Annotated in this window: 26 protein-coding genes and 1 other RNA gene; 8 read left to right on the top strand and 19 right to left on the bottom strand. The window is 71.5% G+C overall.

Annotation, left to right across the window (positions count from 1 at the left end):
• Positions 1-399 precede the first annotated feature (399 nt).
• From DRV84_RS02940 to rpe, 4 genes are read left to right on the top strand one after another with little or no spacing between them, the layout of a single operon-like run.
• The gene (locus DRV84_RS02940) at positions 400-861 is read left to right on the top strand and encodes a DUF3429 domain-containing protein (RefSeq protein WP_115978363.1); all 462 of its coding nucleotides are present in this window, start codon (positions 400-402) and stop codon (positions 859-861) included.
• A complete protein-coding gene (locus tag DRV84_RS02935; RefSeq protein WP_115978362.1) occupies positions 858-1,469 on the top strand; it encodes a class I SAM-dependent DNA methyltransferase in 612 nt (203 codons plus the stop codon). The genes DRV84_RS02940 and DRV84_RS02935 overlap by 4 nt, the downstream gene beginning before the upstream one ends.
• Positions 1,470-1,479: 10 nt before the next feature.
• Positions 1,480-1,953, top strand: coding sequence for a ribonuclease HI (gene rnhA, locus DRV84_RS02930; RefSeq protein WP_115978361.1), 474 nt, complete (start codon positions 1,480-1,482; stop codon positions 1,951-1,953).
• Between the two features lie 52 nt (positions 1,954-2,005).
• Positions 2,006-2,689, top strand: coding sequence for a ribulose-phosphate 3-epimerase (rpe, locus tag DRV84_RS02925; RefSeq protein WP_115978360.1), 684 nt, complete (start codon positions 2,006-2,008; stop codon positions 2,687-2,689).
• A gap of 75 nt (positions 2,690-2,764) precedes the next feature.
• On the opposite strand, the gene uvrC is transcribed toward rpe, so the two are convergent.
• The 13 genes from uvrC to DRV84_RS02865 all read right to left on the bottom strand — a co-directional run bounded on the left by uvrC (position 2,765) and on the right by DRV84_RS02865 (position 15,343).
• The gene (gene uvrC / locus DRV84_RS02920) at positions 2,765-4,639 is read right to left on the bottom strand and encodes an excinuclease ABC subunit UvrC (RefSeq protein ID WP_115978359.1); all 1,875 of its coding nucleotides are present in this window, start codon (positions 4,637-4,639) and stop codon (positions 2,765-2,767) included.
• Positions 4,640-4,933: 294 nt separating this feature from the next.
• Positions 4,934-5,713: an SDR family oxidoreductase gene (locus DRV84_RS02915; protein ID WP_115978358.1), complete on the bottom strand. Its 780-nt coding sequence runs from the start codon at positions 5,711-5,713 to the stop codon at positions 4,934-4,936.
• Positions 5,714-5,724: 11 nt separating this feature from the next.
• Positions 5,725-6,675: a calcium/sodium antiporter gene (locus DRV84_RS02910; protein WP_115978357.1), complete on the bottom strand. Its 951-nt coding sequence runs from the start codon at positions 6,673-6,675 to the stop codon at positions 5,725-5,727.
• A gap of 4 nt (positions 6,676-6,679) precedes the next feature.
• Positions 6,680-6,847, bottom strand: a complete 168-nt coding sequence (locus DRV84_RS15760; protein WP_192881388.1) for a hypothetical protein — start codon at positions 6,845-6,847, stop codon at positions 6,680-6,682.
• Between the two features lies 1 nt (position 6,848).
• A complete protein-coding gene (locus tag DRV84_RS02905; RefSeq protein WP_115978356.1) occupies positions 6,849-7,643 on the bottom strand; it encodes a S49 family peptidase in 795 nt (264 codons plus the stop codon).
• A 106-nt stretch (positions 7,644-7,749) separates the two neighbouring features.
• The gene (locus DRV84_RS02900; protein WP_115978355.1) at positions 7,750-8,091 is read right to left on the bottom strand and encodes a carboxymuconolactone decarboxylase family protein; all 342 of its coding nucleotides are present in this window, start codon (positions 8,089-8,091) and stop codon (positions 7,750-7,752) included.
• An 85-nt stretch (positions 8,092-8,176) separates the two neighbouring features.
• Entirely contained in the window at positions 8,177-8,596 is a 420-nt protein-coding gene (locus DRV84_RS02895; RefSeq protein ID WP_115978354.1) for a c-type cytochrome, read from the bottom strand.
• A gap of 84 nt (positions 8,597-8,680) precedes the next feature.
• Positions 8,681-9,340 carry a DUF938 domain-containing protein gene (locus DRV84_RS02890; protein WP_115978353.1) on the bottom strand — a complete coding sequence of 220 codons (660 nt, stop codon included), beginning with the start codon at positions 9,338-9,340 and terminating at the stop codon, positions 8,681-8,683.
• A complete protein-coding gene (locus DRV84_RS02885; RefSeq protein ID WP_115978480.1) occupies positions 9,337-10,275 on the bottom strand; it encodes an aldo/keto reductase in 939 nt (312 codons plus the stop codon). The genes DRV84_RS02890 and DRV84_RS02885 overlap by 4 nt, the downstream gene beginning before the upstream one ends.
• A gap of 287 nt (positions 10,276-10,562) precedes the next feature.
• The gene (locus DRV84_RS02880; RefSeq protein WP_115978352.1) at positions 10,563-11,642 is read right to left on the bottom strand and encodes a BMP family ABC transporter substrate-binding protein; all 1,080 of its coding nucleotides are present in this window, start codon (positions 11,640-11,642) and stop codon (positions 10,563-10,565) included.
• A 52-nt stretch (positions 11,643-11,694) separates the two neighbouring features.
• Complete coding sequence (locus DRV84_RS02875; RefSeq protein ID WP_192881387.1) at positions 11,695-12,618, bottom strand: ABC transporter permease; 924 nt, start codon at positions 12,616-12,618, stop codon at positions 11,695-11,697.
• Position 12,619: 1 nt separating this feature from the next.
• Entirely contained in the window at positions 12,620-13,705 is a 1,086-nt protein-coding gene (locus DRV84_RS02870; protein WP_115978351.1) for an ABC transporter permease, read from the bottom strand.
• Positions 13,706-13,813: 108 nt separating this feature from the next.
• A complete protein-coding gene (locus tag DRV84_RS02865; RefSeq protein ID WP_115978350.1) occupies positions 13,814-15,343 on the bottom strand; it encodes an ABC transporter ATP-binding protein in 1,530 nt (509 codons plus the stop codon).
• 176 nt (positions 15,344-15,519) lie between these two features.
• On the opposite strand from DRV84_RS02865, the gene dnaE reads away from it, so the two are divergent.
• Complete coding sequence (gene dnaE / locus DRV84_RS02860; RefSeq protein WP_115978349.1) at positions 15,520-19,026, top strand: DNA polymerase III subunit alpha; 3,507 nt, start codon at positions 15,520-15,522, stop codon at positions 19,024-19,026.
• A gap of 274 nt (positions 19,027-19,300) precedes the next feature.
• On the opposite strand, the gene DRV84_RS02855 is transcribed toward dnaE, so the two are convergent.
• From DRV84_RS02855 to ssrA, 6 genes are all read right to left on the bottom strand, one after another.
• On the bottom strand, positions 19,301-19,510 hold the full coding sequence (locus DRV84_RS02855) for a SlyX family protein (protein WP_115978348.1): 210 nt from the start codon (positions 19,508-19,510) through the stop codon (positions 19,301-19,303).
• A complete protein-coding gene (locus DRV84_RS02850; protein WP_115978347.1) occupies positions 19,503-19,730 on the bottom strand; it encodes a ribbon-helix-helix domain-containing protein in 228 nt (75 codons plus the stop codon). The genes DRV84_RS02855 and DRV84_RS02850 overlap by 8 nt, the downstream gene beginning before the upstream one ends.
• Positions 19,727-19,906 (bottom strand): DUF4169 family protein, encoded by a 180-nt coding sequence (locus tag DRV84_RS02845; protein WP_115978346.1) that lies wholly within the window; start codon positions 19,904-19,906, stop codon positions 19,727-19,729. Before DRV84_RS02845 ends, DRV84_RS02850 begins: the two co-directional genes overlap by 4 nt.
• 14 nt (positions 19,907-19,920) lie before the next feature.
• Positions 19,921-21,318 (bottom strand): class II fumarate hydratase, encoded by a 1,398-nt coding sequence (gene fumC, locus DRV84_RS02840; RefSeq protein ID WP_115978345.1) that lies wholly within the window; start codon positions 21,316-21,318, stop codon positions 19,921-19,923.
• A gap of 63 nt (positions 21,319-21,381) precedes the next feature.
• A complete protein-coding gene (locus DRV84_RS02835) occupies positions 21,382-21,867 on the bottom strand; it encodes an SspB family protein (RefSeq protein ID WP_115978344.1) in 486 nt (161 codons plus the stop codon).
• Between the two features lie 95 nt (positions 21,868-21,962).
• Positions 21,963-22,315: a transfer-messenger RNA gene (gene ssrA / locus DRV84_RS02830) on the bottom strand.
• Positions 22,316-22,528: 213 nt separating this feature from the next.
• On the opposite strand from ssrA, the gene DRV84_RS02825 reads away from it, so the two are divergent.
• The 3 genes from DRV84_RS02825 to DRV84_RS02815 all read left to right on the top strand — a co-directional run bounded on the left by DRV84_RS02825 (position 22,529) and on the right by DRV84_RS02815 (position 25,861).
• A complete protein-coding gene (locus DRV84_RS02825; RefSeq protein ID WP_115978343.1) occupies positions 22,529-23,524 on the top strand; it encodes an MDR family oxidoreductase in 996 nt (331 codons plus the stop codon).
• Positions 23,525-23,730: 206 nt separating this feature from the next.
• Positions 23,731-24,144: a universal stress protein gene (locus DRV84_RS02820; RefSeq protein ID WP_115978342.1), complete on the top strand. Its 414-nt coding sequence runs from the start codon at positions 23,731-23,733 to the stop codon at positions 24,142-24,144.
• Positions 24,145-24,208: 64 nt separating this feature from the next.
• A complete protein-coding gene (locus DRV84_RS02815; protein WP_115978341.1) occupies positions 24,209-25,861 on the top strand; it encodes a BCCT family transporter in 1,653 nt (550 codons plus the stop codon).
• The last annotated feature ends 53 nt before the right edge of the window (positions 25,862-25,914 follow it).

Here is a 25,914-nt window from a genome sequence, read left to right as displayed (position 1 = left end):
TGGTGCGCGCCGGTGGTCGCCCGACAGGGCGGACCCGGCGTATGGCCTCGATGCGCGGCAATTCCGTCGAGGGCAGCCTCTGCACCCCGGCGCCGGGCGACGCGCGGGGCAGGGCGGCGGTCGATCCACCGCCTCCGCGCGGACCGCGCCGGGGCCGCGCGCGACATGCGCCCGTGCGGAGTGGGGCCGCCCCGGGGGTGAAGGCGAGCCTGCGCCGCGCGCGTCCGACCCGGCGGGGAGGCGTCCTGTCCGCCGCCTCGGCGGATGCGACCTTCCCCTGCGCCCTTGCACGCCGCCGCAGGGTGCCTGCGCTCGATGGGGCTGCGGCGACCGGCCACCTTCTCGCCCGCGACTCCGCGGGGGCTTCCCTCCGCCGTGCGAGGCGCTAGAACCCGGGCCATGACACGGCTTTCCGACATTCCCCGCGCGCCGCTCGCGCTCGGCCTCGCCGGGCTGATCCCCTTCGTCTGGGGCGCGCTGACGGTGATCGACCCGGCGCTGCAGGCCTGGGGCGTGCAGACCCTCGGCCCGCGCTTCGTCGGGCCCTACGTGATGCTCTTCTACGGGGCGATCATCCTGTCGTTCATGTCCGGCGTGCTCTGGGGCTTCGCCACGAAGGCCGAGGAGCAGGTCGCCGCGACCGGCTACGCGCTCTCGGTGATCCCGGCGCTCTGGGCCTTCTTCATGACGGGCGGCGGGCCGGTCTGGGCGGGCGCGAGCCTGATCGCGGGCTTCGTCGGGCTTCTGGGCCTCGACTGGCTCTTCTGGCGCTACGGGCTCGCGCCGGCGTGGTGGATGACGCTGCGCGTGCTGCTGACGGCGATCGTGGTGATCTGCCTCGCCGTGGGCGTCCTCGCGTGAGCGCCGACCGCGCGACGCTGGCGGTCTACGACGCGGAGGCCGCGCGCTACGCGGACGCGACGCAGGGCCTGCGCGACGATCCGGACCTCGCGGCCTTCGTCGCCGCGATGCCGGCGGGCGCGCGGGTGCTGGATCTCGGCTGCGGGCCGGGCCTCGCCGCGGAGGTCATGGCGCGCGCCGGCCTCGACGTGGCGGCGACCGACGCCTCGGCCGAGATGGTGCGCCGCGCCGCCGCGCGCCCCGGCGTCACGGCGTGGCAGGCGGATTTCGACGCCCTCACCGGTGCGGGCGTCTATCACGGCGTCTGGGCGAACTTCAGCCTGCTGCACGCGCCGCGCGCGGCGATGCCCGCCCACCTCGCCGCGATCGCGCGGGCGCTGGTGCCCGGCGGGCGGCTGCACATCGCCCTCAAGACCGGCGCAGGAGAGCGGCGCGATGCGCTCGGCCGGCTCTACACCTACTACGGCGAGGACGAGCTGGCGGCGCTGCTCTCCGCCGCCGGCTTCACGGTGATCGCCCGGCGCCGGGGCCGCGATCCGGGGCTCGACGGCGAGTTGGCCGACTGGGTCGCCATGGCCGCCCTTGCCGCCCCCGCCCGCCGGGGGTAGAGCGGCGCGCATGGCGCATCTAGTTGCTTACACGGACGGTGCCTGTTCCGGCAATCCGGGCCCCGGCGGCTGGGGCGTGCTCCTGCGCGCCGTGGAGGGCGAGACCGTCCTCAAGGAGCGCGAGATGACGGGCGGCGAGGCCGTGACCACCAACAACCGGATGGAACTCATGGCCGCCATCGCGGCGCTCGAGGCGCTGGAGCGGCCGTCCGCCGTCACCATCGTCACCGACAGCGCCTACGTGAAGAACGGCGTGACCGGCTGGATCCACGGCTGGAAGAAGAACGGCTGGAAGACCTCGGCGAAGAAGCCGGTGAAGAACGCCGAGCTCTGGCGCCGTCTCGACGCCGCGCAGCACCGCCACGACGTCACTTGGGAGTGGGTGCGCGGCCACGCCGGCCACCCCGAGAACGAGCGCGCCGACGAACTCGCCCGCGCCGGCATGGCCCCGTTCAAGGCGGGCAAGACGGGTAAGGCGGGCTGACAGCGCGCCGCGCCGCGCCTATATCGGCGCCAGCCATCACGGAGTCGCCCCCATGTCCCGCGTCAAGATCGCCCCCTCCATCCTCGCCGCCGATTTCGCCGACTTCGGCGCCGAGTGCCGCGCTGCCGAGGCGCAGGGCGCCGACTGGATCCACGTCGACGTGATGGACGGTCACTTCGTGCCGAACATCACCTTCGGCCCCGCCATGTGCAAGGCGCTGCGCCCGCATGTCGCCACGGTGATGGACGTGCACCTGATGATCGCGCCGGTGGACCCCTTCATCGAGGCCTTCGCCGAGGCGGGCGCCGACATCCTGACCGCGCATGTCGAGGCCGGCCCGCACCTGCACCGCACGCTGCAGGCGATCCGCGCGGCCGGCGTGAAGGCGGGCGTCGCGCTCAACCCGGCCACGCCGGCGGCGGCGGTGGCGCCGGTGCTCGACATGGTGGACCTCGTCTGCGTGATGACGGTGAACCCGGGCTTCGGCGGGCAGAGCTTCCTTTCGAGCCAGCTTCCGAAGATCGCGGAGCTGCGGCGCATGATCGGCGACCGGCCCATCCACCTCGAGGTCGACGGCGGGGTGGACGCGGCTACGGCGCCGCGCGTGACGGAGGCCGGCGCGGACGTCCTCGTCGCGGGCTCCGCGGTGTTCCGGGGCGGGTCGGCCGCCGCGCCCGCGCCCTACGGCGAGAACATCCGCGCGATCCGCGCGGCGGCGGAGGGCGTGCTCGCCTGACGAAGACTTTTCGTACGAAAAGTCTTCGGACCCGGCGCGGCGCCGCGGCGATTTTTCGTACGAAAAATCGCCCGCTCAGCCGTCGTTGAAATGTGCGTAGATGCGTTCGGCGAGCGCGTCGGAGATGCCCTCGACGGCCTTGAGATCGGCGAGATCGGCGCGCGTCACCGCCTTGGCGGAGCCGAAATGCGCGAGCAGCGCGCGCTTGCGGGAGGCGCCCACGCCCGGCACCTCGTCGAGCGGGTTCGCCGCCGCCGCCTTCGCCCGCTTGGCGCGGTGGGTCCCGATGGCGAAGCGGTGCGCCTCGTCGCGCAGGCGCTGCACGAAGTAGAGCACCGGGTCGTTGTGGCGCAGCGCGAAGGGCCGGCGGCCGGGGCGGTGGAACTCCTCCTTGCCGGCGTCGCGGTCGGGGCCCTTGGCGACGCCCACCATCGGCAGATCGCCGAGCCCCATCTCGTCGAGGATGCCCTGCACCGCGCTCACCTGCCCGGCGCCGCCGTCGATCAGCAGGAGATCGGGCCAGGCCTCGGAGGTGCGGTCCGGATCCTCCTTCAGGAGCCGCTTGAGCCGGCGGGTCAGCACCTCCTTCATCATGCCGAAGTCGTCGCCGGGCGTCAGGTCCTCGCCCTTGATGTTGAACTTGCGGTAGTGGTTCTTCTCGAAGCCCTCGGGCCCCGCCACGATCATCGCGCCGACGGCGTTGGTGCCCATGATGTGGGAGTTGTCGTAGACCTCGATCCGGCGCGGCGTGCGCTCGAGCTCCAGCGCCTCGGCGAGGCCCTTCAGGAGCTTGGCCTGCGTCGCGGTCTCGGCCATCTTGCGCCCGAGGCTCTCGCGCGCGTTGCGCGCCGCGCCCTCGACGAGCTCCGCCTTCTCGCCGCGCTTCGGGACCGCGATCTCGACCTTGCGGCCGAGCTTGTCCGAGAGCGCGTCCTGCATCAGGTCGGTGTTCTCGATCGGATGCGACAGCAGGATCAGGCGCGGCGGCTCCTTGGTGTCGTAGAACTGCCCGAGGAAGGCCTCCAGCACCTCGGCCTCGGAGACGTCGGCGCCGGTGCGCGGGTAGAAGTCGCGGTTGCCCCAGTTCTGGTTGGCGCGGATGAAGAAGACCTGAACGCAGGCCTGCCCGCCCTCCATGTGGAGCGCGATCACGTCCGCCTCGGCGACGCCCTGCGGGTTGATGCCCTGCGCGCCCTGTACCTGCGTCAGCGCGCGGATGCGGTCGCGCAGCGCCGCGGCGCGCTCGAATTCCATGGCCTCGGCCGCCTCGGCCATCTGCGCGGCGAGGTCTTCCTGGATTTTCGTGGAGCGGCCGGAGAGGAAGCGTTCGGCGTCGCGCACGCTCGCCGCGTAGTCCTCTTCCGAGATCAGCCCGACGCAGGGCCCCGAGCAGCGCTTGATCTGGTAGAGCAGGCAGGGCCGCGTGCGGCTCTCGAACATCGAATCCGAGCAGTTGCGCAGCTGAAAGACCTTCTGCAGCTGGTTCAGCGTCCGGTTGACCGCGCCCGCGCTCGCGAAGGGGCCGAAGTAGGCGCCCTTCTGCGTCTTGGCGCCGCGGTGCTTGCGGATCATCGGATAGGCGTGATCCTTGGTCAGCAGGATGTTCGGGAAGCTCTTGTCGTCGCGCAGGAGCACGTTGTAGCGCGGCTTGAGCTGCTTGATGAGGTTCTGCTCGAGGAGCAGCGCCTCGGTCTCCGTCCGCGTGGTCAGGAACATCATCGAGGCCGTCTCGCGGATCATGCGCGCGATCCGCGGGCTGTGCCCCGTGGGGCGGGCGTAGTTCGACACCCGCGCCTTCAGGTTGCGCGCCTTGCCGACGTAGAGCACCCGCGCCTGCGCATCGAGCATCCGGTAGACGCCGGGCGAGGCCGGCAGCGTCTTCAGGTAGCTCTGGATGCAGGCGTGGCCGGTCGGCGTGTCGGGCCCGGGGTCGGAGGTCGTGTCCACCATGTCAGCGAGATACGATTCCCTCCGGCCCGCTGCAATCCGCGGGACGCGAAGGCAAGGGGAAAGACATCCCCGATTCCTGTGGACAACTCTGTAGAGGAATTCTGGGCCGCACGGATTTTCCCTTTTCCTGACGGGGCTTCGTCGCGCTGCATAATTTTTGTGCGACTTTTTAAGCTATTGAAGGAAAACGGAAAATTTCTGACCTTCGGCAAGGACATGAAAAACTTAGCATTTTTGTAACAGGGGCCGCCGCTTGACGCAGCGACGTGCATAACCTCCGCGCCGGGTGCCGCGTCACTCCGGCCCGAGCACGTCCGGCGTCTGCCAGGCGAGGTGCTGTCCGCCGTCCACGGCGAGCATCTGCCCGGTCACCGCGGTGGCGTCGAGGAAGTAGCCGAGCGCGGCATTGATGCCGTCGGGATCGGCGCCGCGGCGCAGGACGGTGGCGTCCCTCTGGCGCGCGAAATGGTCCCCGGACTGGCGCGTGCCCTGCAGGGTCGGGCCGGGGCCGATGGCGTTCACGCGCACCCGCGGCGCGAGGCCCTGCGCGGCCGTGCGCGTCAGCGTCCAGAGCCCCGCCTTGGCCAGCGTGTAGGTCGCGAACTCGGGCGTCAGCTTCCAGACCCGCTGATCGATCATGTTCACGACGAGCGCCTGCGCCACCGGCTCCCCGGCGGCGTCGGTCGCCGGGGCGGGCGCCTGCGCGGCGAAGCGCTGCGTGAGCACGAAAGGCGCGCGCAGGTTGCTGCCGAAGTGCCGGTCCCAGCTTTCGCGGGTGGCGGTCTCGATCCGGTCGTATTCGAAGATGGAGGCGTTGTTGACGAGCACCGTCAACGGCCCGCCGAGCGCCTCGGCCGCGCGGTCGACGAGCGGCGCGATCTGATCCTCCTCCAGCAGGTCCGCCTGCAGCGTGCAGGCACGCCGGCCCATCCCCTCGATCTCCGCGGCGGTCGCCGCGGCCGCGTCCCGCGAGCCGGCGTAGTGCACGGCCACGTCGTGGCCCCGCCCGGCCAGATAGAGCGCCATCGCGCGGCCCAGCCGCACCCCCGCGCCGGTCACCAGTGCCCGTGCCATGCCCCTCTCCCTCAGTTGAGCAGGACGAGAACGTAGGCCACGTAGGCCGCGGTCAAGACGACGCCCCAAAGCCGCGTCAGATTGCGGCGCAACAGCACGAAGGGCACGAGGGCGAGCGACGCGCCGAGCATCACCCAGAGATCGAGGGTCAGGAACTCCCGCGTCACGGGCACGTCGCCGATCAGCGACGTGATCCCGATGATCGCGAGAAGGTTGAACATGTTCGACCCGATCACGTTGCCGAGCGCGACGTCGGCCTGCTTGCGGAACCCCGCCATCACCGTCGTCGCGAGCTCGGGCAGGGAGGTGCCGAGCGCGATCAGCGTGAGCCCGATCACCGTCTCCGAGACCCCGTACATGCGCGCGATCTCGCTCGCGTTGTCGATCAGGAGGTTCGCGCCGAGCGGCAGCCCGACGAGGCCGATCGCCAGGAAGAGCACGATCTTCCACCAGGGCATCTCGGGGTCCGCGCCCTCGAGCTCCTCGACCTCTTCGGCGGCGGCGTGATCGGCGTGATGCGCGCGCGCCTCCACGAAGTTCTCGCCGAGCACGAGCGCCAGCGCGCCGAGCAGGATCAGCCCCGACCACCAGGTGAAGGCGCCCGTGAAGGCGAGCGCGATGAAGAGCACCGAGGCCGCCAGCATCACGACGTAGCTCTTGCGCGTGTCGCACTCGCGCGTCGCGAGCCCGGTCAGCAGCGCCGGCACCCCGAGCACGAGGAGCACGTTCGCCGTGTTCGAGCCCACCACGTTGCCGAGCGCGATGCCCGGCGCGTCGGCCAGCACCGCCTCGACCGAGATCAGGAGCTCCGGCGCGGAGGTGCCGAAGGCCACGATCGTCAGCCCGACGATCAGCGCCGGCACCCCGAGGCGCAGCGCGAGGTTCACCGCCCCCTTCACCAGCGCGTCGCCCGCGAGCAGCAGTATGGCGAGGCCGAGCCCCGTCAGCAGCCAGACCGTCATCGCCTCAGCCCTTTCCCTCGCCGCAGGGGCAGGGCCCCTTGCCGATCCGGTAGCGCCCGCAGCGCTTGCAGCGGCGTGCGGCGAGCCTGTCCTGCCCCGGCAGCCGCAGCTTTCCGAACATCGCCAGCACGGCCATGAAGGCGAGGAAGAGAACCGTGACCTTCAGGATCATGTCACAGGCCGAAGCGCGCGTAGGCCGCGCGTTCCTCGAGGCCGCCGATCGCCTGATCGACCGCCCCGGCGCCGAGCCGGGCGAAGAACGGCCGGCGCACGCTGTAGCGGCGCAGGCGCACCTTCTCCCCGTAGAGCTCCTGAAGCTTGGGCTGGAGATGCGCGACGCCGTCGATCAGCCCGACCTCGCGCGCGGCCTGCCCCACCCAGATCTCGCCCGTGTAGAGATCGGGCTCGTCGGCGAGGCGGTCGCCGCGCCGCGTCTTGACGTGGTCGATGAAGCTGCCGTGCAGCTGATCGAGCAGGCGGCGGATGCGCGCCACGTCCTCGGGTTTTTCCGGCTCGAAGGGGTCGAGCAGCGTCTTGGACTTGCCGGCGGTGTAGATGCGCCGCTCCAGCCCCTGCCGGGTCAGGAAGACATGCGCGCCGAAGCTCGCCGAGATCACCCCGATGGAGCCCACGATCGAGCCCGTGTCGGCCCAGATGTCGTCCGCCGCCGCGGCGATCCAGTAGCCGCCCGAGGCCGCCACATCCTCCACGAAGGCGTGAACGGGGATCTTCTTCTCGTCGGCGAGGCGGCGGATGCGCGCGCCGATGAGCGAGGACTGTACCGGCGAGCCGCCGGGCGAGTTGATCTCGAGCGCGACGGCGTCGGGCTTGCGGGCGAAGGCGCGTTCGATCGCCGGCGCGATGGAGCGGTCGTCGAGCGTCGCGCGCCCGCCGCCGCCGATCATGCCGGTCATGCGGACCACTGCCACGACCGGGCGCCGTGAGAGCAAGGGGAGGCGAATGACCATCCCGGGTCATGTAGATTGCGCCGCGGGGCAGAACAAGCCGCCGCCGGAAAGAACCCGGCGGCGGCGTCCCGCGGGACGCGCGCGGGGGCGCTCCGCGGTGCCGCGCTCAGGCCGCCGCGGCGAGCGCGTCGTAGCAGGCGAGCGCCTTGGCCGCGTACATCATCGACGGCCCGCCGCCCATCTGCAGCGTCATGCCGAGCGCGTCGGCGACCTCGTCGCGCGTGGCGCCGCACTTGATCAGCGTCTCGATGTGGATGGCGATGCAGGACTCGCACTTCGTCGCCACGGCGATGCCGAGCGCCACGAATTCCTTGGTCTTGAAGTCGAGCGCGCCGCTCTCCTTGACCGTCTTGCCGAGGCCGCCGAAGGCGCGCGCCGTCTCGGGGATCGCCTTGTTCAGCACGCGCAGGTCGTCGCGCGTCGCGTCGAGCTTGCTTTTCCAGTCCATGTCCTGTCCCTCTCGCTTGCGTTTCGCGCGCGAGAAAGCACGGGCCGCCGGGGGCGACCTTGATCCGGATCAGATGGACGCTGCGTCACTCGGTCTGCAGCGACGATATGTGCTCGATCAGGGCGAGGATGCGCGCCTCGATGTAGGCCTCCCGGTCGGCCGGCCCGGCGTATTCGCCGAGCGCGCGGTTCGCGCGATACTTGTAGCGCATCCCCCAGGCCGGCATCTCCGAGCTGCCGTGGCCCTCGACCGAGACCGAGTTCTCGATGACATCGTACATGCGGGCGACCGGAAAGACGCCGCCGTTCTCGGCCTGAAGCCGCGTCAGGCCCGGGACCTCGGCCGTCAGGTACCCGGCGAGCACGCCGTCGCCCGCGCCGGACGCGCCGTGGCACTTGGCGCAGCTGTTCAGGTACTCCGCCTCGCCGAGCGTCATCTCCTGCGCTGCCGCGACATGTCCGGCGAGGGCGGCCGCCGTCGCCGCCGCGATGAATGAGCCACGCATCCCGATCCTCCATCCTGTCCTGAGAGGCGCAGGATCGGCGGAGGGGCGGCGCGGCGCATTGACCGCGGGCAACGCGGCCCCGGCTCAGCCCGGTGCGCGCGCCACGAAGGCGAGGTTGTTGGCCGGCATCTCGATCAGGGCGCCGAGGGTCAGGCCCGCGTCGTGCAGCCAGTCGGTGACGTCGAAATCGTCCTTGTAGCCGATCGCGGGGTCCTGCGCCGTGAGGCTGGCGTGGAAGCGCGCGTCGCCCTCCGAGGTGAGCTCGCCGCCGCGCATGAAGGGGCCGTAGAGGATGAAGGCGCCCCCGGGCGCGAGGGCGCGCGCGACCTCGGCGACGATGGCGCGGGCGTCGTCCTCGGGGATCAGATGAAAGAGGTTGACGAGCAGGACGAGGTCGAAGGTCCCGTGCGCGGCCGACCAGCCGGGGCGCGCCGCGTCGATCTCCACCGGGTCGCGCAGGTTGGGCAGATCCGCCTCCGCCGCCCAGGCCCGGATCGAGGCGCGGCGCTCGGCGTCGGGCTCGCTCGGCTGCCAGTCGAGGTCCGGCAGGCGCCGCGCGAGCGCCACGGCGTGCTGCCCCGTGCCGGAGGCGAGTTCCAGCGCGCGGCCCGCGGCCGGGCCGTGGGCCGCCACCAGATCGCAGATCGGCCCGGCGTTGCGCTCGGCCGAGGGCGCGCAGAGCTTGCCGCCGTCGCCGGGCGTGGCGACGGAGGCCGTGTCGGGCAGGTCGAGACGTCGGGTCATTCCTGTTCCTCCAGCCGGTCGGTGGCGGGCGGCGGCGCGGGCGTGAGCGCCGAGAGCCGCACGCGCAGCGTGTCGTCCATCGGAAAATCGATCGCCGCGAGCGAGGGCGCGAGCTGTTCGGCCGAGCGCGCCGAGAGGATCGGCACCGGCCCGGCGGGATGCGCCGCCACCCAGGCCGCGGCGAGGGTCGCCGGATGCGTGCCGCGCTCCGCCGCGATCTCCGCGAGGGTTTCGGCGGCCGCGTGCATCCAGCGCGGCCCGTAGCGGCGGGCGTAGCGGTCGTTCTCGGCGAGGCGGCCCGCGGCGCCCGGCTGCGCGTACTTGCCGGTCAGCAGCCCGCCGCCGAGCGGCGAATAGGCTACCGGCCGGATCCCCTCGGCCGCGCACATCGGCAGGAGCTCGACCTCCGCCTGCCGCTTGACGAGGTTGTACATCGGCTGAATCACGTCGATCCGCGTGCCGCGCGCGGCGGCGAGCGCCTGCGCCTTCATCACCTGCCAGGCGGCGAAGTTCGAAAGGCCGATCCGCGCGACGTGCCCCGCCGCCTGCACCCCGGCGACCCAGTCCATGGTCCGCTCGAGCGGCGTTTCCGGGTCCCAGCGGTGGAGATAGAGGATTTCCACCCGGTCCATCCCGAGCCGCCGGCGGCTCGCGTCGAACTGCGCCTGAAGCGTCGCGGGCGCCGCGCCGCCCTCGTAGCCGGCTTTCGTCGCGACCGTGACCCGGTCGCGGTGGGGGCGGAGGAGGCGGCCGAGGATCTCCTCCGAGCGGCCCTCGGTGTAGATGTAGGCCGTGTCGAAATGGGTGATGCCGGCGGCGAGGGCGGCCTCGACCATGGCCGCGGAGGCGGCCGCGTCCGCCGCGCCGCCGATCTGCATGGCGCCGAAGGCGAAGCGGTGCGCCGGGGCGCCGTCGGGAGAGCGGAGCGTCGTCATCGGCCGGACCATCGCACGGCCCGGGGCGGCGCGGAAGGGGGCGCGCGCCCCCTTCCGCCCGGCGGCCGGCGTCGTGCGGCGGTGTCTGTCGGCGGCGCCTCGGGTGGGCGGTCGCATGGGGGCGCTGCCCCCGTCGCGCGCGGGGCGCGCGACTCCCCCGGGATATTTCGGCCAAGAAGAAGCGCGGGACGGGCGGGTGTCCCTGGGGCTGTTCGCCCTGCCGGTGTCGCGGGGTGCGTTTGGGCGTGGCCGCCGCCCCGGACGGGAGCCGGGGCGGCGGGCGGGGATCAGTTCGGGATCTCGCCGGTCAGCCCCTCGACGTAGAAGTCCATGCCGAGGAGCGTGCCGTCGTCGGCGGTCTCGCCCTCGGCGAGCCAGGGGGTGCCGTCCTGCTTGTTCAGCGGGCCGGTGAAGGGGTGATACTCCCCGGAGGCGATGCGCTCCTTGAGCGCGAGCGCCTCGGCGCGGACCTCTTCGGGCACGGCCTCGGTGATCTCGCCGATGCCGACCATGCCCTCGCCGATGCCGTGCCAAGTGTCGCCGCTTTCCCAGGTGCCGTCCATGACGGCCTCGATCCGGTCGATGTAGTAGGGGCCCCAGATGTCGAGGATCGAGGAGACGCGGGGCGACGGCTTGTACTCGGCCATGTCGGAGGCCTGACCGAAGCCGATCACGTCGCCGGCCGATTCCGCCGCCGCGAGCGGGGCGGTGGAGTCGGTGTGCTGCAGGATCACGTCGGCGCCCTGCTCGATGAGCGCGCTCGCCGCGTCGGCCTCCTTGGCCGGGTCGAACCAGGTGTAGGCCCAGACCACGCGGAACTCGACGTCGGGGTTGGCCTTCTTGGCGTGGATGTAGGCCGAGTTGATGCCGCGGATCACTTCCGGGATCGGGTAGGAGGCGATGTAGCCCACGGTGTTCGTTTCCGTCATGCGGCCCGCGATGTGGCCGATCACCGCGCGGCCCTCGTAGAAGCGCGCCGAGTAGGTCGCGACATTCTCGGCCTGCTTGTAGCCGGTGGCGTGTTCGAAGGTCACGTCGGGGAACTGCGCGGCCACCTCGAGGACCTGGTCCATGTAGCCGAAGGAGGTGGCGAAGATCATGTCCGCGCCGGAGAGCGCCATCTGCGTCATGGCGCGCGCGGCGTCGGCGCCTTCGGGGACGCTTTCCTGATAGACGGTCTCGACCGCGTCGCCGAAGTGCTCCTCGACGGCGAGGCGCCCCTCGTTGTGGGTGTAGGTCCAGCCGCCGTCGCCGATCGGGCCGACGTAGATGAAGCCGACCTTCATCGGATCGTCCTGCGCCGCGGCGGGCAGGCCGAGGCCGAGGGCGAGCGCCGCGGCGGTGGAGAGAAGCGTTCTGCGATACATGGGATACCCCCCTTGGTGTTGCGTCCGTGCCGCCGGGGCGGCGGGTGCGGGCCTAGCCCGAGGCGTGGAAACTCCGGCCCAGCGCGGCGGGCGCGCCCTGAAGCCCGCGGGCCGAGATGATCACGAGCACCAGGATCGTTACCAGATAGGGCGCAGCCGACAAGAGCGCGACGGGCACCGCGGCGCCCGCGGCCTGCAGGTTGAGCTGCAGCACGGTGACGCCGCCGAAAAGGTAGGCGCCCACCAGCACCCAGCCCGCGCGCCAGGAGGCGAAGACCACGATGGCGAGCGCGATCCAGCCCGCGCCGGCGGTCATGCCTTCGGTCCATTGCGGCACGCGCACGAGGCTGATGTAGGCGCCGCCGAGCCCCGCGAGCGCGCCGCCGAAGAGGATGGCGAGCACGCGCACCCGCACCACGTCGTAGCCGAGCGCATGGGCGGCTTCGGCGCTCTCGCCGACGGCGCGCAGGATCAGCCCCGCGCGGGTGAAACGCAGGACGGCCCAGACCGCCGCCACCAGCGCGAGGCTCGCGTAGACCATGACGTCGTGGGAAAAGAGCACCCGGCCGAGAAACGGGATCTCCGCGAGCGGGCCGAGGTCGAGCTTCGGCAGGGTGGGCGCCTTCATGCCCTCGTAGGGCTTGCCGACGAGCGCCGAGAGCCCGAGCCCCGCGAGCGTCAGCGCGAGGCCGGTGGCCACGTGGTTCGACAGGAGGAACTGCGTCAGCACCGCGAAGGCGAGCGAGAGCGCCGCGCCCGCCGCCGCCGCGCCGAGGAAGCCGAGGGCCGGGCTGCCCGAGTTGATCGCGACGGCGAAGCCCGACACCGCGCCGGTGATCATCATCCCCTCGACCCCGAGGTTCAGCACGCCGGCGCGCTCGACCACCATCTCGCCCAGCGCGGCGAGCAGGATCGGCGTCGAGGAGACCATGAGCGAGGCGATCAGGATCGCGGGCTGGATCGTGGCGAGGTCCATGTCAGGCGGCCTCCCGGCGCCGCGGCCTGAGGCGGTAGTTCACGAGCACGTCGGTGGCGAGCAGGAAGAAGAGGAGCATCCCCTGGAAGAGCTGGATCGCCGCCGCCGGCAGGCCGAGCGTCAGCTGCGCGAGCTCCCCGCCGATGTAGGTGAGCGCCATCAGCAGCCCGGCGAGCAGGATGCCCACCGGGTGCAGCCGGCCGAGGAAGGCGACGATGATCGCGGTGAAGCCGTAGAAGGAGCCGAAGTCGATGCTGATCTGCCCGGCCGGCCCGGCGACCTCGAAGAAGCCCGCCATGCCGGCGAGCGCGCCGGAGATCGCGAAGCAGGTGAGCGCCACGCGCCCCGGCGTGACGCCTGCGAAGCGCGCCGCGCGCGGCGCCGCGCCCGAGAGGCGCAGCTGGAAGCCGAGGATGTGCCGGCTCATCAGGATGTAGGCGGCGATCACCGCGACGAAGGCGGCGCCGACGCCCCAGTGCATGCCCGTGCCCGCGACGAGCTCGCGGTTGGCGACCGCGTCCCACTGGGCGAGGTTGCGCGAGCCCGGAAAGCCCATGCCGTCGGGGTTCTGGAGGAGGCCGGAACTGACCGAGGCGAGGACGGATTCGGCGACGTAGACCAGCATCAGCGAGACGAGGATCTCGTTGGTGCCGAAGCGCACCTTCAGGAGCGCGGGGATCATCGCCCAGGCGAGGCCCCCCGCCGCGCCGGCCAGCACGGCGAGCGGGAAGATCGCGCGCGTCTCGGCCGGGTAGAAGGCGAGCGCGGCGGCGGCGCCGCAGATCGCGCCCATGATGTACTGCCCCTCGGCGCCGATGTTCCAGACGCCTGAGCGGAAGCCGATGGCGAGGCCCACCGCGATCAGGATGAGCGGCCCGGCCTTCACCAGAAGCTGCGGGCGCGCGTAGGCGGCGAAGCTCGGGTCGAAGAGCGGATCCCAGAAGATCACGCGGATCGCGGCGACCGGATCGGCGCCGAGCGCGGCGAACATCGCGCCGCCGGCGAGCATCGTGAGCGCGACGGCGACGAGCGGCGTCGCCGCGCGCCAGAGGCGCGAGGGCTCGGGGCGTTTCTCGAGCGCGATCATGCGCGGCCCCCCGCGTCGCGCGGCGCGCTCATCGGTCCCGCATGGTCCCTCTTCGCGCGGCACCCGGACCCCGACCGGGCCGCCTGCGCCGCCGTCGTGGCCGAGCCGTCAGCCCACATGCGCCACCTCCATGTCGTGCGCGCCGCCCATCATCAGGCCGATGCGTTCGAGGCTCAGGTCGTGCATCGGGCGGATCTCGCTCAGCCGCCCGCCGACGAGCGCGCCGAAGCGGTCGGCCACCTCGAAGAGCTCGTCGAGATCCTGGCTGATGACGAGGATCGCCGTCCCGGCCGCGGCCATGTCGAGGAGCGCCTGCCGGATCGCCGCGGCCGCCGCCGCGTCCACGCCCCAGGTCGGCTGGTTGACGACGAGGACGCGCGGCGCCTGCGCGATCTCGCGGCCGATCACGAACTTCTGCAGGTTGCCGCCCGAGAGCGCGCGCGCCGCCGCCTCGGGCCCCGGCGTGCGCACGTCGAAGCGGTCGATCACCGCCTCGGCGAAGCGGCGCGCGGCGGCCCAGTCGATGAAGCCCTGCCGGAGGAGGCCCTTGCGGCGCGCGGCCGTCAGGAGCGCGTTCTCGGTCAGGCTCATCTCGGGCGCGGCGGCGTGGCCGAGGCGCTCCTCCGGCGCGGTGGCGAGCCCGCGCGCGCGCCGCGCCTGCGGGCCGAGCCGGCCGACGTCGGCGCCGTCGAGAAAGAGCATGCCGCGGGGCAGGGCGCGTTCGCCGGCGAGCACGGCGAGCAATTCGTCCTGCCCGTTGCCGGCCACCCCGCCGAGGCCGAGCACCTCGCCCGCGCGCAGCGTGAACGACAGGTCATGCAGCGGCGTGCCGAAGGCGCCGGGCGCCGGCGCGGCGAGGCCCCGCGCCTCGAGCGCGACGCCGCCCGTCTCGCGTGCGGCCGCGGCGACGGGCGCGAAGCTCGCGCCCACCATGAGCTCCGCCATCTCGCGCGCGGTGGTCTCGGCCGGGGTGCAGGTGCCCACCACCTCGCCCCGGCGCAGGATCGTCGCCGTGTCGCAGAGCGCGCGGATCTCCTCGAGCTTGTGGGAGATGTAGAGGATCGCCGTGCCCTCCGCGGCGAGCTTCCTCAGCGTCTCGAAGAGGATCTCCGCCTCCTGCGGGGTGAGCACGCTCGTCGGCTCGTCCATGATGAGCACGCGCGGCCCCTGAAGCAGGCAGCGCACGATCTCGACGCGCTGCCGCTCACCGGCCGAGAGGGTGCCCACGGTGCGCCGCGGGTCGAGCGGCAGGCCGTAGAGCTCCGAGACCTCGCGGATGCGCGCGGCGAGGCGGCGGGGCGGCGGCGCGTCCTCCATGCCGAGCGCGATGTTCTCGGCCACGGTGAGCGCGTCGAAGAGCGAGAAGTGCTGAAAGACCATCGCCACGCCCGCGCGGCGCGCGGCGTTCGGGTCTGGCGGCGCGAAGGGCTGCCCGTCGAGTCGCATCTCGCCCGCGTCCGGGGTGACGAGGCCGTAGATCATCTTGACCAGCGTGGACTTGCCCGCGCCGTTCTCGCCGAGAAGCGCGTGGATCTCGCCGCGCCGCATGTCGAGGGAAATGGCGTCGCAGGCGCGCACGCCGGGATAGGACTTGCCGAGCCCCTCGAGGCTCAGAACCGTCTCGCCGCCTCGCTGCATTGCGTCATGGCCCCCCGTCGCGCCCGTCTCGCCTTAGCCGAAAGGGACGGCGGGGCGCAATCTCCGCCGTGGACGGGGGCCGCGCGCGCGGCGCGGGTGCCTCATCGGCAGGCAGCCGCGGGCGCGACCCGGCGTCGGCGATTGCCGGGCCGGGGCGGGGCGGATAGGGTTCGCGCATGTCCGATCCGCGCTTCGTCCACCTCCGCCTGCACACCGAATACTCGCTCCTGAAGGGGGCCGTCCGCCTCAAGAAGCTCCCCGGGCTCTGCCGGCAGGCGGGCATGCCGGCGGTGGCCGTGACCGACACGGCCAACATGTTCTGCGCGCTCGAGTTTTCCGTCGCGGCGATGGGCGCGGGGGTGCAGCCGATCGTGGGCTGCGAGGTGCCCGTGGCGCTGCCGCGCGCCGAGCGCCCGGGCCAGCGCCAGCGCCTCGAGCGGCCGGGCGCGGTCGTCCTGCTCGCGCAGTCCGAGGCGGGCTACATGAACCTGATGAAGCTCAACTCCTGCCTTTACCTGCGCGGCGACGGCGAGGAGCCGCACGTCACCCCCGAGGAGCTGGAGCGCCACGCCGAGGGGCTGATCTGCCTGACCGGTGGGCCGGACGGGCCGGCGGGGCGGCTCCTGCAGGAGGGCAAGCGCGGCGAGGCCGAGGCGCTGATCCGCCGCCTCGCCGCCGCCTATCCGACGCGTCTTTACGTCGAGTTGCAGCGCCATCCGGTCGAGGGCGGCCTCTGGGCGCCGGAACAGGCGACCGAGCGCGGCTTCGTCGAGATGGCCTATGCCATGGACCTGCCGCTGGTGGCGACGAACGACGTGCATTTCGTCGAGGAAGAGCACTACGAGGCGCACGACGCGCTCCTCTGCATCGCCGAGGGGGCCTACGTCGATCAGGCCGCGCCGCGCCCGCAGCTCACGCCGCAGCACCGGTTCAAGACGCCGCAGGAGATGGCGGCGCTCTTCGCCGATCTGCCCGAGGCGATCGAGAACACGGTCGAGATCGCGCGCCGCTGCGCCTACGCCGCCGAGAAGCGCGACCCGATCCTGCCGCGCTTCGCCGAGGACGAGGTGGAAGAACTCCGCCGGCAGGCGAAGGAGGGGCTTCAGGCCCGCCTCGCCGTGATTCCGCACGCCGCGCCGGTGGAGGAGTACGAGAGGCGCCTCGACTACGAGCTCGGCATCATCGAGGGGATGGGCTTTCCGGGGTATTTCCTGATCGTCGCCGACTTCATCAAGTGGGCCAAGGAAAAGGACATCCCCGTCGGCCCCGGCCGCGGCTCCGGCGCGGGCTCGCTCGTGGCCTACGCGCTGACGATCACCGACCTCGACCCGCTGCGCTATTCGCTGCTCTTCGAGCGGTTCCTGAACCCCGAGCGGGTCTCGATGCCGGACTTCGACATCGACTTCTGCATGGACCGCCGCGAGGAGGTGATCGACTACGTTCAGGAGACATACGGCCGCGACAAGGTCGCGCAGATCATCACCTTCGGCGCGCTCCTGTCGAAGGCCGCGGTGCGCGACGTGGGCCGCGTGCTGCAGATGCCCTACGGGCAGGTGGACAAGCTCTCGAAGCTGGTGCCGGTGGAGGGGGTGAAACCCGTCTCGATCGAGCAGGCGCTCCGCGACGAGCCGCGGCTCGCCGAGGCGGCGAAGGCCGAGGAGGTCGTGGACCGCCTCCTGAAATACGGCATGCAGCTCGAGGGGCTCCTGCGCAACGCCTCCACCCACGCCGCGGGCGTGGTGATCGGGGACAGGCCGCTCGACGAGCTGGTGCCGCTCTACCAGGACCCGCGCTCCGAGATGCCGGCGACGCAGTTCAACATGAAGTGGGTCGAGGCGGCGGGGCTGGTGAAGTTCGACTTCCTCGGCCTCAAGACGCTGACGGTGGTGCAGAACGCCGTCGATCTCATCCATGCGGCGGGACGCGACCTGCACGTGGCCGCCGACGGCACGACGATCTACGAGCCCTTCGAGGGGGCGGAGAACGACATCGGGCAGATCCCGCTCGACGACGAAAAGACCTACGAGCTCTACGCCGCCGCGCGCACGGTCGCCGTGTTCCAGGTGGAAAGCTCAGGGATGATGGATGCGCTCAAGCGCATGAAGCCCACCTGCATCGAGGACATCGTGGCCCTCGTGGCGCTCTACCGCCCCGGCCCGATGGAGAACATCCCCAAGTACTGCGAGGTCAAGAACGGGCTCAGGGAGCGCGAGTCGATCCACCCTTCCATCGACCACATCCTCGACGAGACGCAGGGCATCATCGTCTATCAGGAACAGGTGATGCAGATCGCGCAGGAGATGGCCGGCTACTCGCTCGGCGAAGCCGACCTCCTGCGTCGCGCCATGGGCAAGAAGATCCAGGCCGAGATGGACAAGCAGCGCCCGCTCTTCCTCGAGGGCGCGAAGAAGAACGGCGTGGACGAGGACAAGGCGGTCGAAGTCTGGAACCTGCTCGACAAGTTCGCCAACTACGGCTTCAACAAGTCCCACGCCGCCGCCTACGCCGTCGTCAGCTACCAGACCGCCTGGCTCAAGGCGAACCACCCGGTGGAGTTCATGGCCGGCGTCATGAACTGCGACATCCACCTGACCGACAAGCTCGCCGTCTACTTCGAGGAGGTGCGCAAGGGCCTCAAGCTGCCGTGGGACCCGCCCTGCGTGAACCGCTCCGAGGCGAGCTTCACCGTGCGCGAGGGGCGGCTGGTCTATGCGCTGGGCGCGCTCAAGAACGTCGGGCTCGACGCCATGCGCCTGATCGTGGAGGGGCGGGGCGGGACGCCCTTCGCTTCGCTCTTCGATGTCGCGCGGCGGGTGGAGCTCAAGCGCATCGGCAAGCGCCCGCTGGAGATGCTGGCGCGCGCCGGGGCCTTCGACGCGCTCGACCCGAACCGCCGCCGCGTGCTCGAAAGCCTCGACGCGCTCATGGCCTATTCCGCCGCGGTGATCGAGCAGCGCGAGTCGGCGCAGGTCTCGCTCTTCGGCGAGGCGGGCGACGACCTGCCGGAGCCGCGGCTGGCGAACGTGCCCGACTGGCTGCCCGCCGAGCGGCTCGCGGAGGAGTTCGCGGCGGTGGGCTTCTACCTGTCGGGGCACCCGCTCGACGACGACATGTTGGCGCTGCGCCGGCGCGACGTGCTGACCCTCGAGGAGGTTCACGAGCGCGTGCGGCGCGGGCCGGCGGTGGTCAAGATGGCCGGCGTCGTCGCCGGCCGGCAGGAGCGCAAGTCGGCGCGCGGCAACCGCTTCGCCTTCGCGCAGCTCTCCGATCCGACCGGCGCCTACGAGGTCACGCTCTTCTCCGAGGCGCTGGAGGCCTCGCGCGAGCTGCTGGAGGCGGGCACGAAGGTCGTCGTGCGCGTCGAGGCGACGCTCGAGGCCGATCAGCTGAAGCTTCTCGGCCGCTCCGTCGCCCCCGCCGAGGGCGAGGTGGCGCAGGCCGGCGCCACGGGCCTGCGCATCTTCGTCGAGGCGCCGGAGGCGATCACCGCCGTCGCGGGCCTCGTCGAGGAGCCGGTCGCGCGCCGCACGGGCCACCGGCCGGGGCCGCTCCGGCTGTGCCTGATGGACGACGGCCTGCCGGGCGAGGTGGAGGTCGACATCGGCGCCGAGGTGCCCGCCACCGCCGAAATGCGCCGCGCGCTCAAGAGCTTGCCGGGCGTTCTCGACGTGCAGGAGTTGTGATCCCGCGCTCCGGCTGTCCGCGGGGTCGGCGAAACGCTTCCCGGTCAGGGGCTTACAGGGTGCTCTTGAATTGTGCGCGGTCTTGCGGTCAGGCGCGGCGGCTGTTCATGCCGTGCCTCGAGTTCCGCGGAAACTCCCTCCCCATCAGGGGCTTGACGGGCGCTCTTGATGTTCGCGGTGTGCCCACGCGGCGCGGCCCGGGTGCGCCGGATGCCGTCCGCCCGCGCCGCCCATCCGTGCGCGGGAGCGGCGGCGCCCGCGCGCGGCTCCGGGCCTACCAGTGCGGCGGGCGGCGGTCCGCGAAGACGGCGGCGCCGCCGTCGGCCTCCCGCTCCGCCTCGCGCTCCATCAGGAACGCGACCCGCTTGCCCAGCCGGTCGAGCGTCGCCTCCTGCCGCGCGACGGTTTCGGAGAGATCCTCCACCATGCGGGCGAGTTCGGCCAGGTGGCTTTCGATGCGCTCCTGCCGTGCGTCGTCATCCATCGGGTCGCCTCCGGTAGTGGTCGAGCACGAAGACCCGGATCGCCGAGGCGAGCCCCGCGTCGGTACCCCGCGCCGTGTCGATCTCGGCGGCGAGGGCGTTGATCGTCAGCCCCCGCTCGGCCGCGATCTCGCGGAAGGCCTGCCAGAACGGCTCCTCCAGCGAGACCGAGGTGCGGTGGCCCCGCAGCGTCAGCGAGCGCTTGACCGGCCGCGCGCTCATTCCTCGCGCTTCAGCCCCTCGATCGCGCGGGCGATGCGGTCGGCCTCGGCGCGCGCCTGCGCCGTCTCGGCCTTGCTGCGGCCGAAGCGTACCGCGTTCGCGTCGGCCGCGCGTTTCGCCTGGATCCGCGCGCGGGCCTTGCGCGCGCGGTTCAGGTTGACGGGCTGATCGGCCATGCGGCGCCTCCCTCTCAGGCGGGCTTCGGCCCGATCATCGTCTCGGGCCGGACCACGCGCTCGAAGGTCTCCTCGTCCACGAAGCCGAGGCGCACGGCCTCTTCCTTCAGCGTGGTGCCGTTCTTGTGCGCCGTCTTGGCTACCGTCGTCGCGTTGTCGTAGCCGATCTCGGGGGCGAGCGCGGTGACCAGCATCAGGCTCTCGCGCATGAGTTTCTCGATGCGCTCCTCGTCGGCGCGCAGCCCGGCCACGAGATTGTCGGTGAAGGCCGAACAGGCGTCGCCGATCAACTGCATGGACTGCAGCACGTTGTAGGCCATCATCGGTTTCATGACGTTCAGTTCGAAATGCCCCTGGCTGCCGGCGAAGCCGACGGCGGCGTCGTTGCCCATGACATGCGCGCAGACCTGCGTCAGCGCCTCGCACTGCGTGGGGTTCACCTTGCCCGGCATGATCGAGCTGCCCGGCTCGTTTTCCGGCAGGATGAGCTCGCCCAGCCCGCAGCGCGGGCCGCTGCCGAGGAAGCGGATGTCGTTGGCGATCTTGTAGAGGCTCGCCGCGGCGGTCTTGAGCGCGCCCGACATCTGCACCATCGCGTCGTGCGCCGCGAGCGCCTCGAACTTGTTGGGCGCGGTCACGAGGGGCAGGCCGGTGATCCCGGCCATGTTCGCCGCGGCTTCCTCGGCCCAGCCTTCGGTCGTGTTCAGCCCCGTGCCCACGGCGGTGCCGCCCTGCGCGAGCTCGTGGACGTGGCAGAGCGCGCCCTCCACCCGCTGGATCGCCATCGCCACCTGGTGCGCGTAGCCGGAGAACTCCTGTCCCAGCGTGAGCGGCGTCGCGTCCTGCGTGTGCGTGCGCCCGATCTTGATGACGTGCTCGAAGGCCGCGATCTTCTCCTCGAGCGCGGCGTGGAGCTTCCTGAGCCCCGGCAGCGTCACGTCGCGCGCGGTCATCGCCGTGGCGATGTGCATCGCGGTGGGGAAGGTGTCGTTCGACGACTGCCCCATGTTGCAGTGGTCGTTGGGGTGGACCGGATCCTTCGAGCCCATCTCGCCGCCGAGGATCTCGATCGCGCGGTTCGCGATCACCTCGTTGGCGTTCATGTTCGACTGCGTGCCGGACCCCGTCTGCCAGACCACCAGCGGGAAGTGGTCGTCGAGCTTGCCGTCCACGACCTCCTGCGCGGCCTGCTGGATCGCCTCGCCCAGCTTCGGGTCGAGCTTGCCCATGCGCGTGTTGGCCATCGCGCAGGCCTTCTTGATCGCGCCGAGCGCGCGGATCACGGCGACGGGCTGCCGCTCCCAGCCGATGGGGAAGTTCAGGATCGAGCGCTGCGTCTGCGCGCCCCAGTAGCGATCCGCCGGCACCTCGAGCGGGCCGAAGCTGTCGGTTTCCGTCCGGGTTCCGGTCATGCGCTCCTCCTTCGCGTATGCAGCCGCATGCGGTCTAGCGCGCGGCCCGCGCGAGGGCAACGCTCACTTACGGAAGCGGTCGAGGCTGACGACGTCGGCGTCCTTGCGCGGGGGCTCCGCGTCGTCGCCCTCCGGCGCGGCCTCGGCGGCGGCGTCCTCCGCGGGCTCCGGCGCCTCCGCCGCGTCGTCCGCGGCCTCCGGGCTCTCGAAGCGCAGGCCGAACTCCACCGAAGGATCGACGAAGGTGCGCAGCGCGTCGAAGGGCACCACGAGGCGCTCCGGCTGATTGCCGAAGCTGAGCGTGACGGCGAAGCCCTCGTCGTCCACCTCGAGCGCGTCGAACCAGTGCTGCATGACGATGGTCATCTCGTCCGGGTAGCGCTCGCGCAGCCAGGGCGCGATGTCGACGCCGGGGTGCTGCGTGTCGAAGGTGATGAAGAAGTGATGCTCGCCCGGCAGCCCCTCCTCCGCGACGTCGGACAGCACGTCGCGGATGAGCCCGCGCATCGCGCCGTGCATGAGCCTGCCGTAGTCGATGCCGTCCGCCATGATCGCTCCGCGTGGTTCGGGGCAAGAATAGGGGATTCGGGCCGGGATGAAAGGGGGCGCGTCGCCGCCGGGCACATCGGAGCGAGGGGGGGGGAAGTGCAGGCTTCTGTTGCCAGGTGCCTGCGAACCCCGCCTGACCTTGCTAGAGGTCAGGGCTTCGAGATTTCGGTCTCGTTACCGCTTACGCGGCAACGGCGACCGGAGCATGATTGTCGTTGGCAATTATGCTTTGACGGACCGATAACGGTGGTACCTCACCGGAACAAAGCCACACCTTTACACGTTCGTCGATCCTGTTTCGGCCCCATGGTCCCGCCAACGCCGGGATATTGGTGGAGCCGCCGGGTACCGCCCCCGGGTCCGATCCGCTTATTACGTGCGCGTTTATGCCCATAGCCCCTTACGGGACACCGGGAATATCGGTCAGCCGCGCCCGGATTTCAAGGGGCCGGGCGGTGGACAAGGGCGGCGAAGACCGCGACAGTCCGCGCGGAGGAGGCGCCCGGGGGCTGCGCATCGCCGGCGAGGGAACGCCACCCGCGCGGGTGACGTATAGGCGGGCTGGCCCCATCGGCGCGCCGCCGGGCGGCCCGCAGGCCCCGGCGACAACGGCGACATTCCGGGCGCGCCGCGCGCCCGCGACGGAGCGAGAGGAGAGACGATGTTCAACGCGCTGGTGGTCGAGAAGGACGCGGAAAGCGGCAGGACGCACGCCGCCGTGCAACAGATCGGCGAAGCGGACCTGCCCGAGGCGGAGGTCACGGTCGCCGTCGAGTACTCGACGCTCAACTACAAGGACGGTCTCTGCATCGGGCCGGGCGGCGGGCTCGTGCGGCACTACCCGCATGTGCCGGGCATCGATTTCGCGGGCACGGTCGAGGCCTCGGATGACGACCGCTGGACGCCGGGCGACAAGGTGATCCTCACCGGCTGGCGCGTCGGCGAGGCGCATTGGGGCGGCCACGCGCAGAAGGCGCGCGTCAAGCCCGAGTGGCTCGTGCCGCTGCCCGAGGGCATGACGACGCGCCAGGCGATGGCGGTGGGCACCGCCGGCCTGACCGCGATGCTGGCGGTGCAGGCGCTGGAGGATCAGGGGCTTTCCGAGCATCACGGCCCCGTCCTCGTCACCGGCGCCGCGGGCGGCGTCGGCTCGGTGGCCACGGCGCTTCTCGCGCAGGCCGGCCGCGAGGTGGCCGCGGTGACTGGGCGGCCGGAGCAGGCCGACTACCTGAAGGGCCTCGGCGCGACGGAGATCGTGCCGCGCGACGAGCTCGCGGAGGTGACGAAGAAGCCGCTCGAGTCCGAGCGCTGGGCGGGCTGCGTGGACGCGGTGGCGGGCGCGATGCTCGGCCGCGTGCTCAAGCAGATGAAATACGGCGCCTCGGTCGCGGCCGTGGGCCTCGCCGGGGGCGCGGCGATCGAGGGGGCGCTGATCACGCCCTTCATCTTGCGCGGCGTGAACCTCCTCGGCATCGATTCGGTGATGCAGCCCTACGCGGCCCGCGTCCGCGCCTGGGAGCGCATCGCGCGCGACCTGCCGATGGAGACGCTCGAGGCGATGGTCGAACCCGCGACGCTCTCGGACCTGCCGCGCCTCGGGGCCGATATCCTGAAGGGGCAGGTGCGCGGGCGCGTGGTGGTGGACGTGAACGCCTGAGCCGGAGGGCCCCCGGCTGCGCGCGCACTGCCCGAGCGGGTAGGTGCGATCACTTTCGTTGCATCGCGCCGGGAGATAGGGCTAACATCGCCCGACAACCGAGGCGCCGCGGCCCGCGCGGCGCGTCCCGGTTCGGTCCCACGGGTCCGTTCGCGCGGCGTGCCGCCGGAGGCCCCGAGCGGCGCCGCGAGACAGGAGGGACGTGCGTGTTCAAGAAAATCATGACGCCGGTGGATCTGGCCCACGTGGAGACGCTGCAGAAGACCCTGCAGTGCGCGGCCGATCTGTCGGGCCACTACGGGGCGCCGGTGGTCTACGTCGCCGTGACGGCGCCGCAGCCGAGCAAGATCGCCCATACGCCGCAGGAGTTCGCGCAGAAGCTCGAGGCCTTCGCGAAGGAGCAGGGTGACAAGCACGGCATCGCGGCCGAATCGCACGCGATCACGAGCCGTGATCCCACCATCGACCTCGACGACCGGCTGATGAAGGCCGTCGAGGAGACGGGCTCCGACCTCGTGGTCATGGCGACGCATCCGCCCAACTTCAGCGACTACATCTGGCCGTCGAACGGCGGCTACCTGGCGGAGCACTCGAAGGCCTCCGTCTTCCTCGTCCGCTAGAGGCGCCACGGCCGCCCGCGCGGCCGCGAGAGATCAAGACGAAACCAAACCAGGGAGGCCGCATATGGCCGACGAGACAAGCCCGGGTATCCCCGCCCCCGAGGGGGACGCGGATATCATCGAGACCGATTACGAGATCGGTCAGGACAACATCGAGGGGCGCGTGGGGCCCTTCGGCTTCGACATTCACAACCCGGTCTTCGTGATCTCGGGGCTGGCGGCGGTGGCCTTCGTGGCCTACGCGCTGACGGCGCCGCAGCAGGCGAGCGACTTCTTCGGCTGGCTGCGCCCGACGCTGACCTCGAGCTTCGACTGGTTCTTCCTCCTGTCGGCGAACGTCTTCGTGCTGTTCTGCCTGCTGCTGATCGTGCTGCCGGTGGGGTCGGTCCGCCTCGGCGGCGCGGAGGCGACGCCGGATTACGGCTACGCCGGCTGGTTCGCCATGCTCTTCGCCGCCGGCATGGGCATCGGGCTGATGTTCTTCGGGGTGCTGGAGCCGGCCTATTACTTCGCCACGCCGTGGGGCGACGCGCCGCTCGGCACCGTGCGGCCCTTCACCGAGGAGGGCGCGCTGATCGAGGGCAACGTCGAGGAGGCGCGGCGCATGGCGCTCGCGGCGACCTCCTATCACTGGGCGCTGCACCCCTGGGCGATCTACTCGGTCGTCGCGCTGGCGCTCGCGCTCTTCAGCTACAACAAGGGCCTGCCGCTCTCGATCCGCTCGGCCTTCTACCCGCTCCTGGGCGAGCGCGTCTGGGGCTGGTGGGGCCACGTGATCGACACGGTCGCCGTCTTCGCCACGCTCTTCGGCCTCGCGACCTCGCTCGGCTTCGGCGCGCAGCAGGCCAACGCGGGGATGAACTACGTCTACGGCATCCCGAACAACGTCACGGTGCAGGTGATCCTGATCATCGGCATCACGGCGATCGCGCTCGTGTCGGTGCTGCGCGGTCTCGACGGCGGCGTGAAGGTGCTGTCCGAGATCAACATGACGCTGGCCTTCGCGCTCATGCTCTTCGTGCTGCTCACCGCCGGGGCCGTCGGCATCCTGAGCGAGTTCGGCAACGGGCTCGTCGCCTACGCCCGCGAGGTGGTGCCGCTCTCGAACCCCTTCGGGCGCGAGGACACGGGCTACATGCAGGGCTGGACGGCCTTCTACTGGGCCTGGTGGATCAGCTGGTCGCCCTTCGTCGGCATGTTCATCGCGCGCGTCTCGCGCGGGCGCACCGTGCGCGAGTTCGTGACCTGCGTGCTGATCATCCCGTCGCTCGTCTGCATCCTCTGGATGGCGATCTTCGGCGGCTCGGCGATCAACGACATGATCGCGAACCCCGAGACTTCGGCGGTGAAGGCGAACGTGATCGACAATTACGCGCCGGAGCTGTCGCTCTTCGCGATGCTCGAGAGCCTGCCGCTCGCGGCGATCACCTCGACGCTGGGCGTGATCCTCGTGATCGTCTTCTTCGTCACCTCGTCCGACTCCGGCTCGCTCGTGATCGACACGATCACCGCCGGCGGCAAGGTGGACGCGCCGGTCACGCAGCGCGTCTTCTGGTGCACCTTCGAGGGGCTGGTGGCGATCGCGCTGCTGATCGGCGGCGGCCTCGGGGCGCTGCAGGCGATGGTGATCTCGACCGGTCTGCCCTTCACGGTGATCCTGCTGATCATCTGCTGGGCGATCTACAAGGGTCTGAGCGACGAACGGCGCAAGACCTGACGCCCCGCGCCGCGGGGAAGCCCCGCGGAACTGGGTGACGTCGCGGCGCGGGC

This window comes from Rhodosalinus sediminis (genome assembly GCF_003385555.1).
In the GTDB taxonomy this organism is placed as follows: domain Bacteria; phylum Pseudomonadota; class Alphaproteobacteria; order Rhodobacterales; family Rhodobacteraceae; genus Rhodosalinus; species Rhodosalinus sediminis.
This window is presented reverse-complemented; position numbering and strand designations above follow the sequence as displayed.

Bases quoted from the DNA above. Each gene is read 5' to 3' on its own strand.
- rnhA (WP_115978361.1), top strand. From the start codon at position 1,480: ATGGCGCATCTAGTTGCTTACACGGACGGTGCCTGTTCCGGCAATCCG.
- DRV84_RS02900 (WP_115978355.1), bottom strand. From the start codon at position 8,091: ATGGACTGGAAAAGCAAGCTCGACGCGACGCGCGACGACCTGCGCGTG.
- DRV84_RS02835 (WP_115978344.1), bottom strand. From the start codon at position 21,867: ATGGCGGACGGCATCGACTACGGCAGGCTCATGCACGGCGCGATGCGC.
- DRV84_RS02870 (WP_115978351.1), bottom strand. From the start codon at position 13,705: ATGATCGCGCTCGAGAAACGCCCCGAGCCCTCGCGCCTCTGGCGCGCG.
- DRV84_RS02940 (WP_115978363.1), top strand. From the start codon at position 400: ATGACACGGCTTTCCGACATTCCCCGCGCGCCGCTCGCGCTCGGCCTC.
- DRV84_RS02895 (WP_115978354.1), bottom strand. From the start codon at position 8,596: ATGCGTGGCTCATTCATCGCGGCGGCGACGGCGGCCGCCCTCGCCGGA.
- DRV84_RS02825 (WP_115978343.1), top strand. From the start codon at position 22,529: ATGTTCAACGCGCTGGTGGTCGAGAAGGACGCGGAAAGCGGCAGGACG.
- dnaE (WP_115978349.1), top strand. From the start codon at position 15,520: ATGTCCGATCCGCGCTTCGTCCACCTCCGCCTGCACACCGAATACTCG.
- DRV84_RS02890 (WP_115978353.1), bottom strand. From the start codon at position 9,340: ATGACCCGACGTCTCGACCTGCCCGACACGGCCTCCGTCGCCACGCCC.
- DRV84_RS02880 (WP_115978352.1), bottom strand. From the start codon at position 11,642: ATGTATCGCAGAACGCTTCTCTCCACCGCCGCGGCGCTCGCCCTCGGC.
- DRV84_RS02850 (WP_115978347.1), bottom strand. From the start codon at position 19,730: ATGAGCGCGCGGCCGGTCAAGCGCTCGCTGACGCTGCGGGGCCACCGC.
- fumC (WP_115978345.1), bottom strand. From the start codon at position 21,318: ATGACCGGAACCCGGACGGAAACCGACAGCTTCGGCCCGCTCGAGGTG.
- DRV84_RS02845 (WP_115978346.1), bottom strand. From the start codon at position 19,906: ATGGCCGATCAGCCCGTCAACCTGAACCGCGCGCGCAAGGCCCGCGCG.
- DRV84_RS02865 (WP_115978350.1), bottom strand. From the start codon at position 15,343: ATGCAGCGAGGCGGCGAGACGGTTCTGAGCCTCGAGGGGCTCGGCAAG.
- DRV84_RS15760 (WP_192881388.1), bottom strand. From the start codon at position 6,847: ATGATCCTGAAGGTCACGGTTCTCTTCCTCGCCTTCATGGCCGTGCTG.
- DRV84_RS02815 (WP_115978341.1), top strand. From the start codon at position 24,209: ATGGCCGACGAGACAAGCCCGGGTATCCCCGCCCCCGAGGGGGACGCG.
- DRV84_RS02885 (WP_115978480.1), bottom strand. From the start codon at position 10,275: ATGACGACGCTCCGCTCTCCCGACGGCGCCCCGGCGCACCGCTTCGCC.
- DRV84_RS02905 (WP_115978356.1), bottom strand. From the start codon at position 7,643: ATGGTCATTCGCCTCCCCTTGCTCTCACGGCGCCCGGTCGTGGCAGTG.
- rpe (WP_115978360.1), top strand. From the start codon at position 2,006: ATGTCCCGCGTCAAGATCGCCCCCTCCATCCTCGCCGCCGATTTCGCC.
- DRV84_RS02875 (WP_192881387.1), bottom strand. From the start codon at position 12,618: ATGGACCTCGCCACGATCCAGCCCGCGATCCTGATCGCCTCGCTCATG.
- DRV84_RS02915 (WP_115978358.1), bottom strand. From the start codon at position 5,713: ATGGCACGGGCACTGGTGACCGGCGCGGGGGTGCGGCTGGGCCGCGCG.
- DRV84_RS02855 (WP_115978348.1), bottom strand. From the start codon at position 19,510: ATGGATGACGACGCACGGCAGGAGCGCATCGAAAGCCACCTGGCCGAA.
- DRV84_RS02910 (WP_115978357.1), bottom strand. From the start codon at position 6,675: ATGACGGTCTGGCTGCTGACGGGGCTCGGCCTCGCCATACTGCTGCTC.
- uvrC (WP_115978359.1), bottom strand. From the start codon at position 4,639: ATGGTGGACACGACCTCCGACCCCGGGCCCGACACGCCGACCGGCCAC.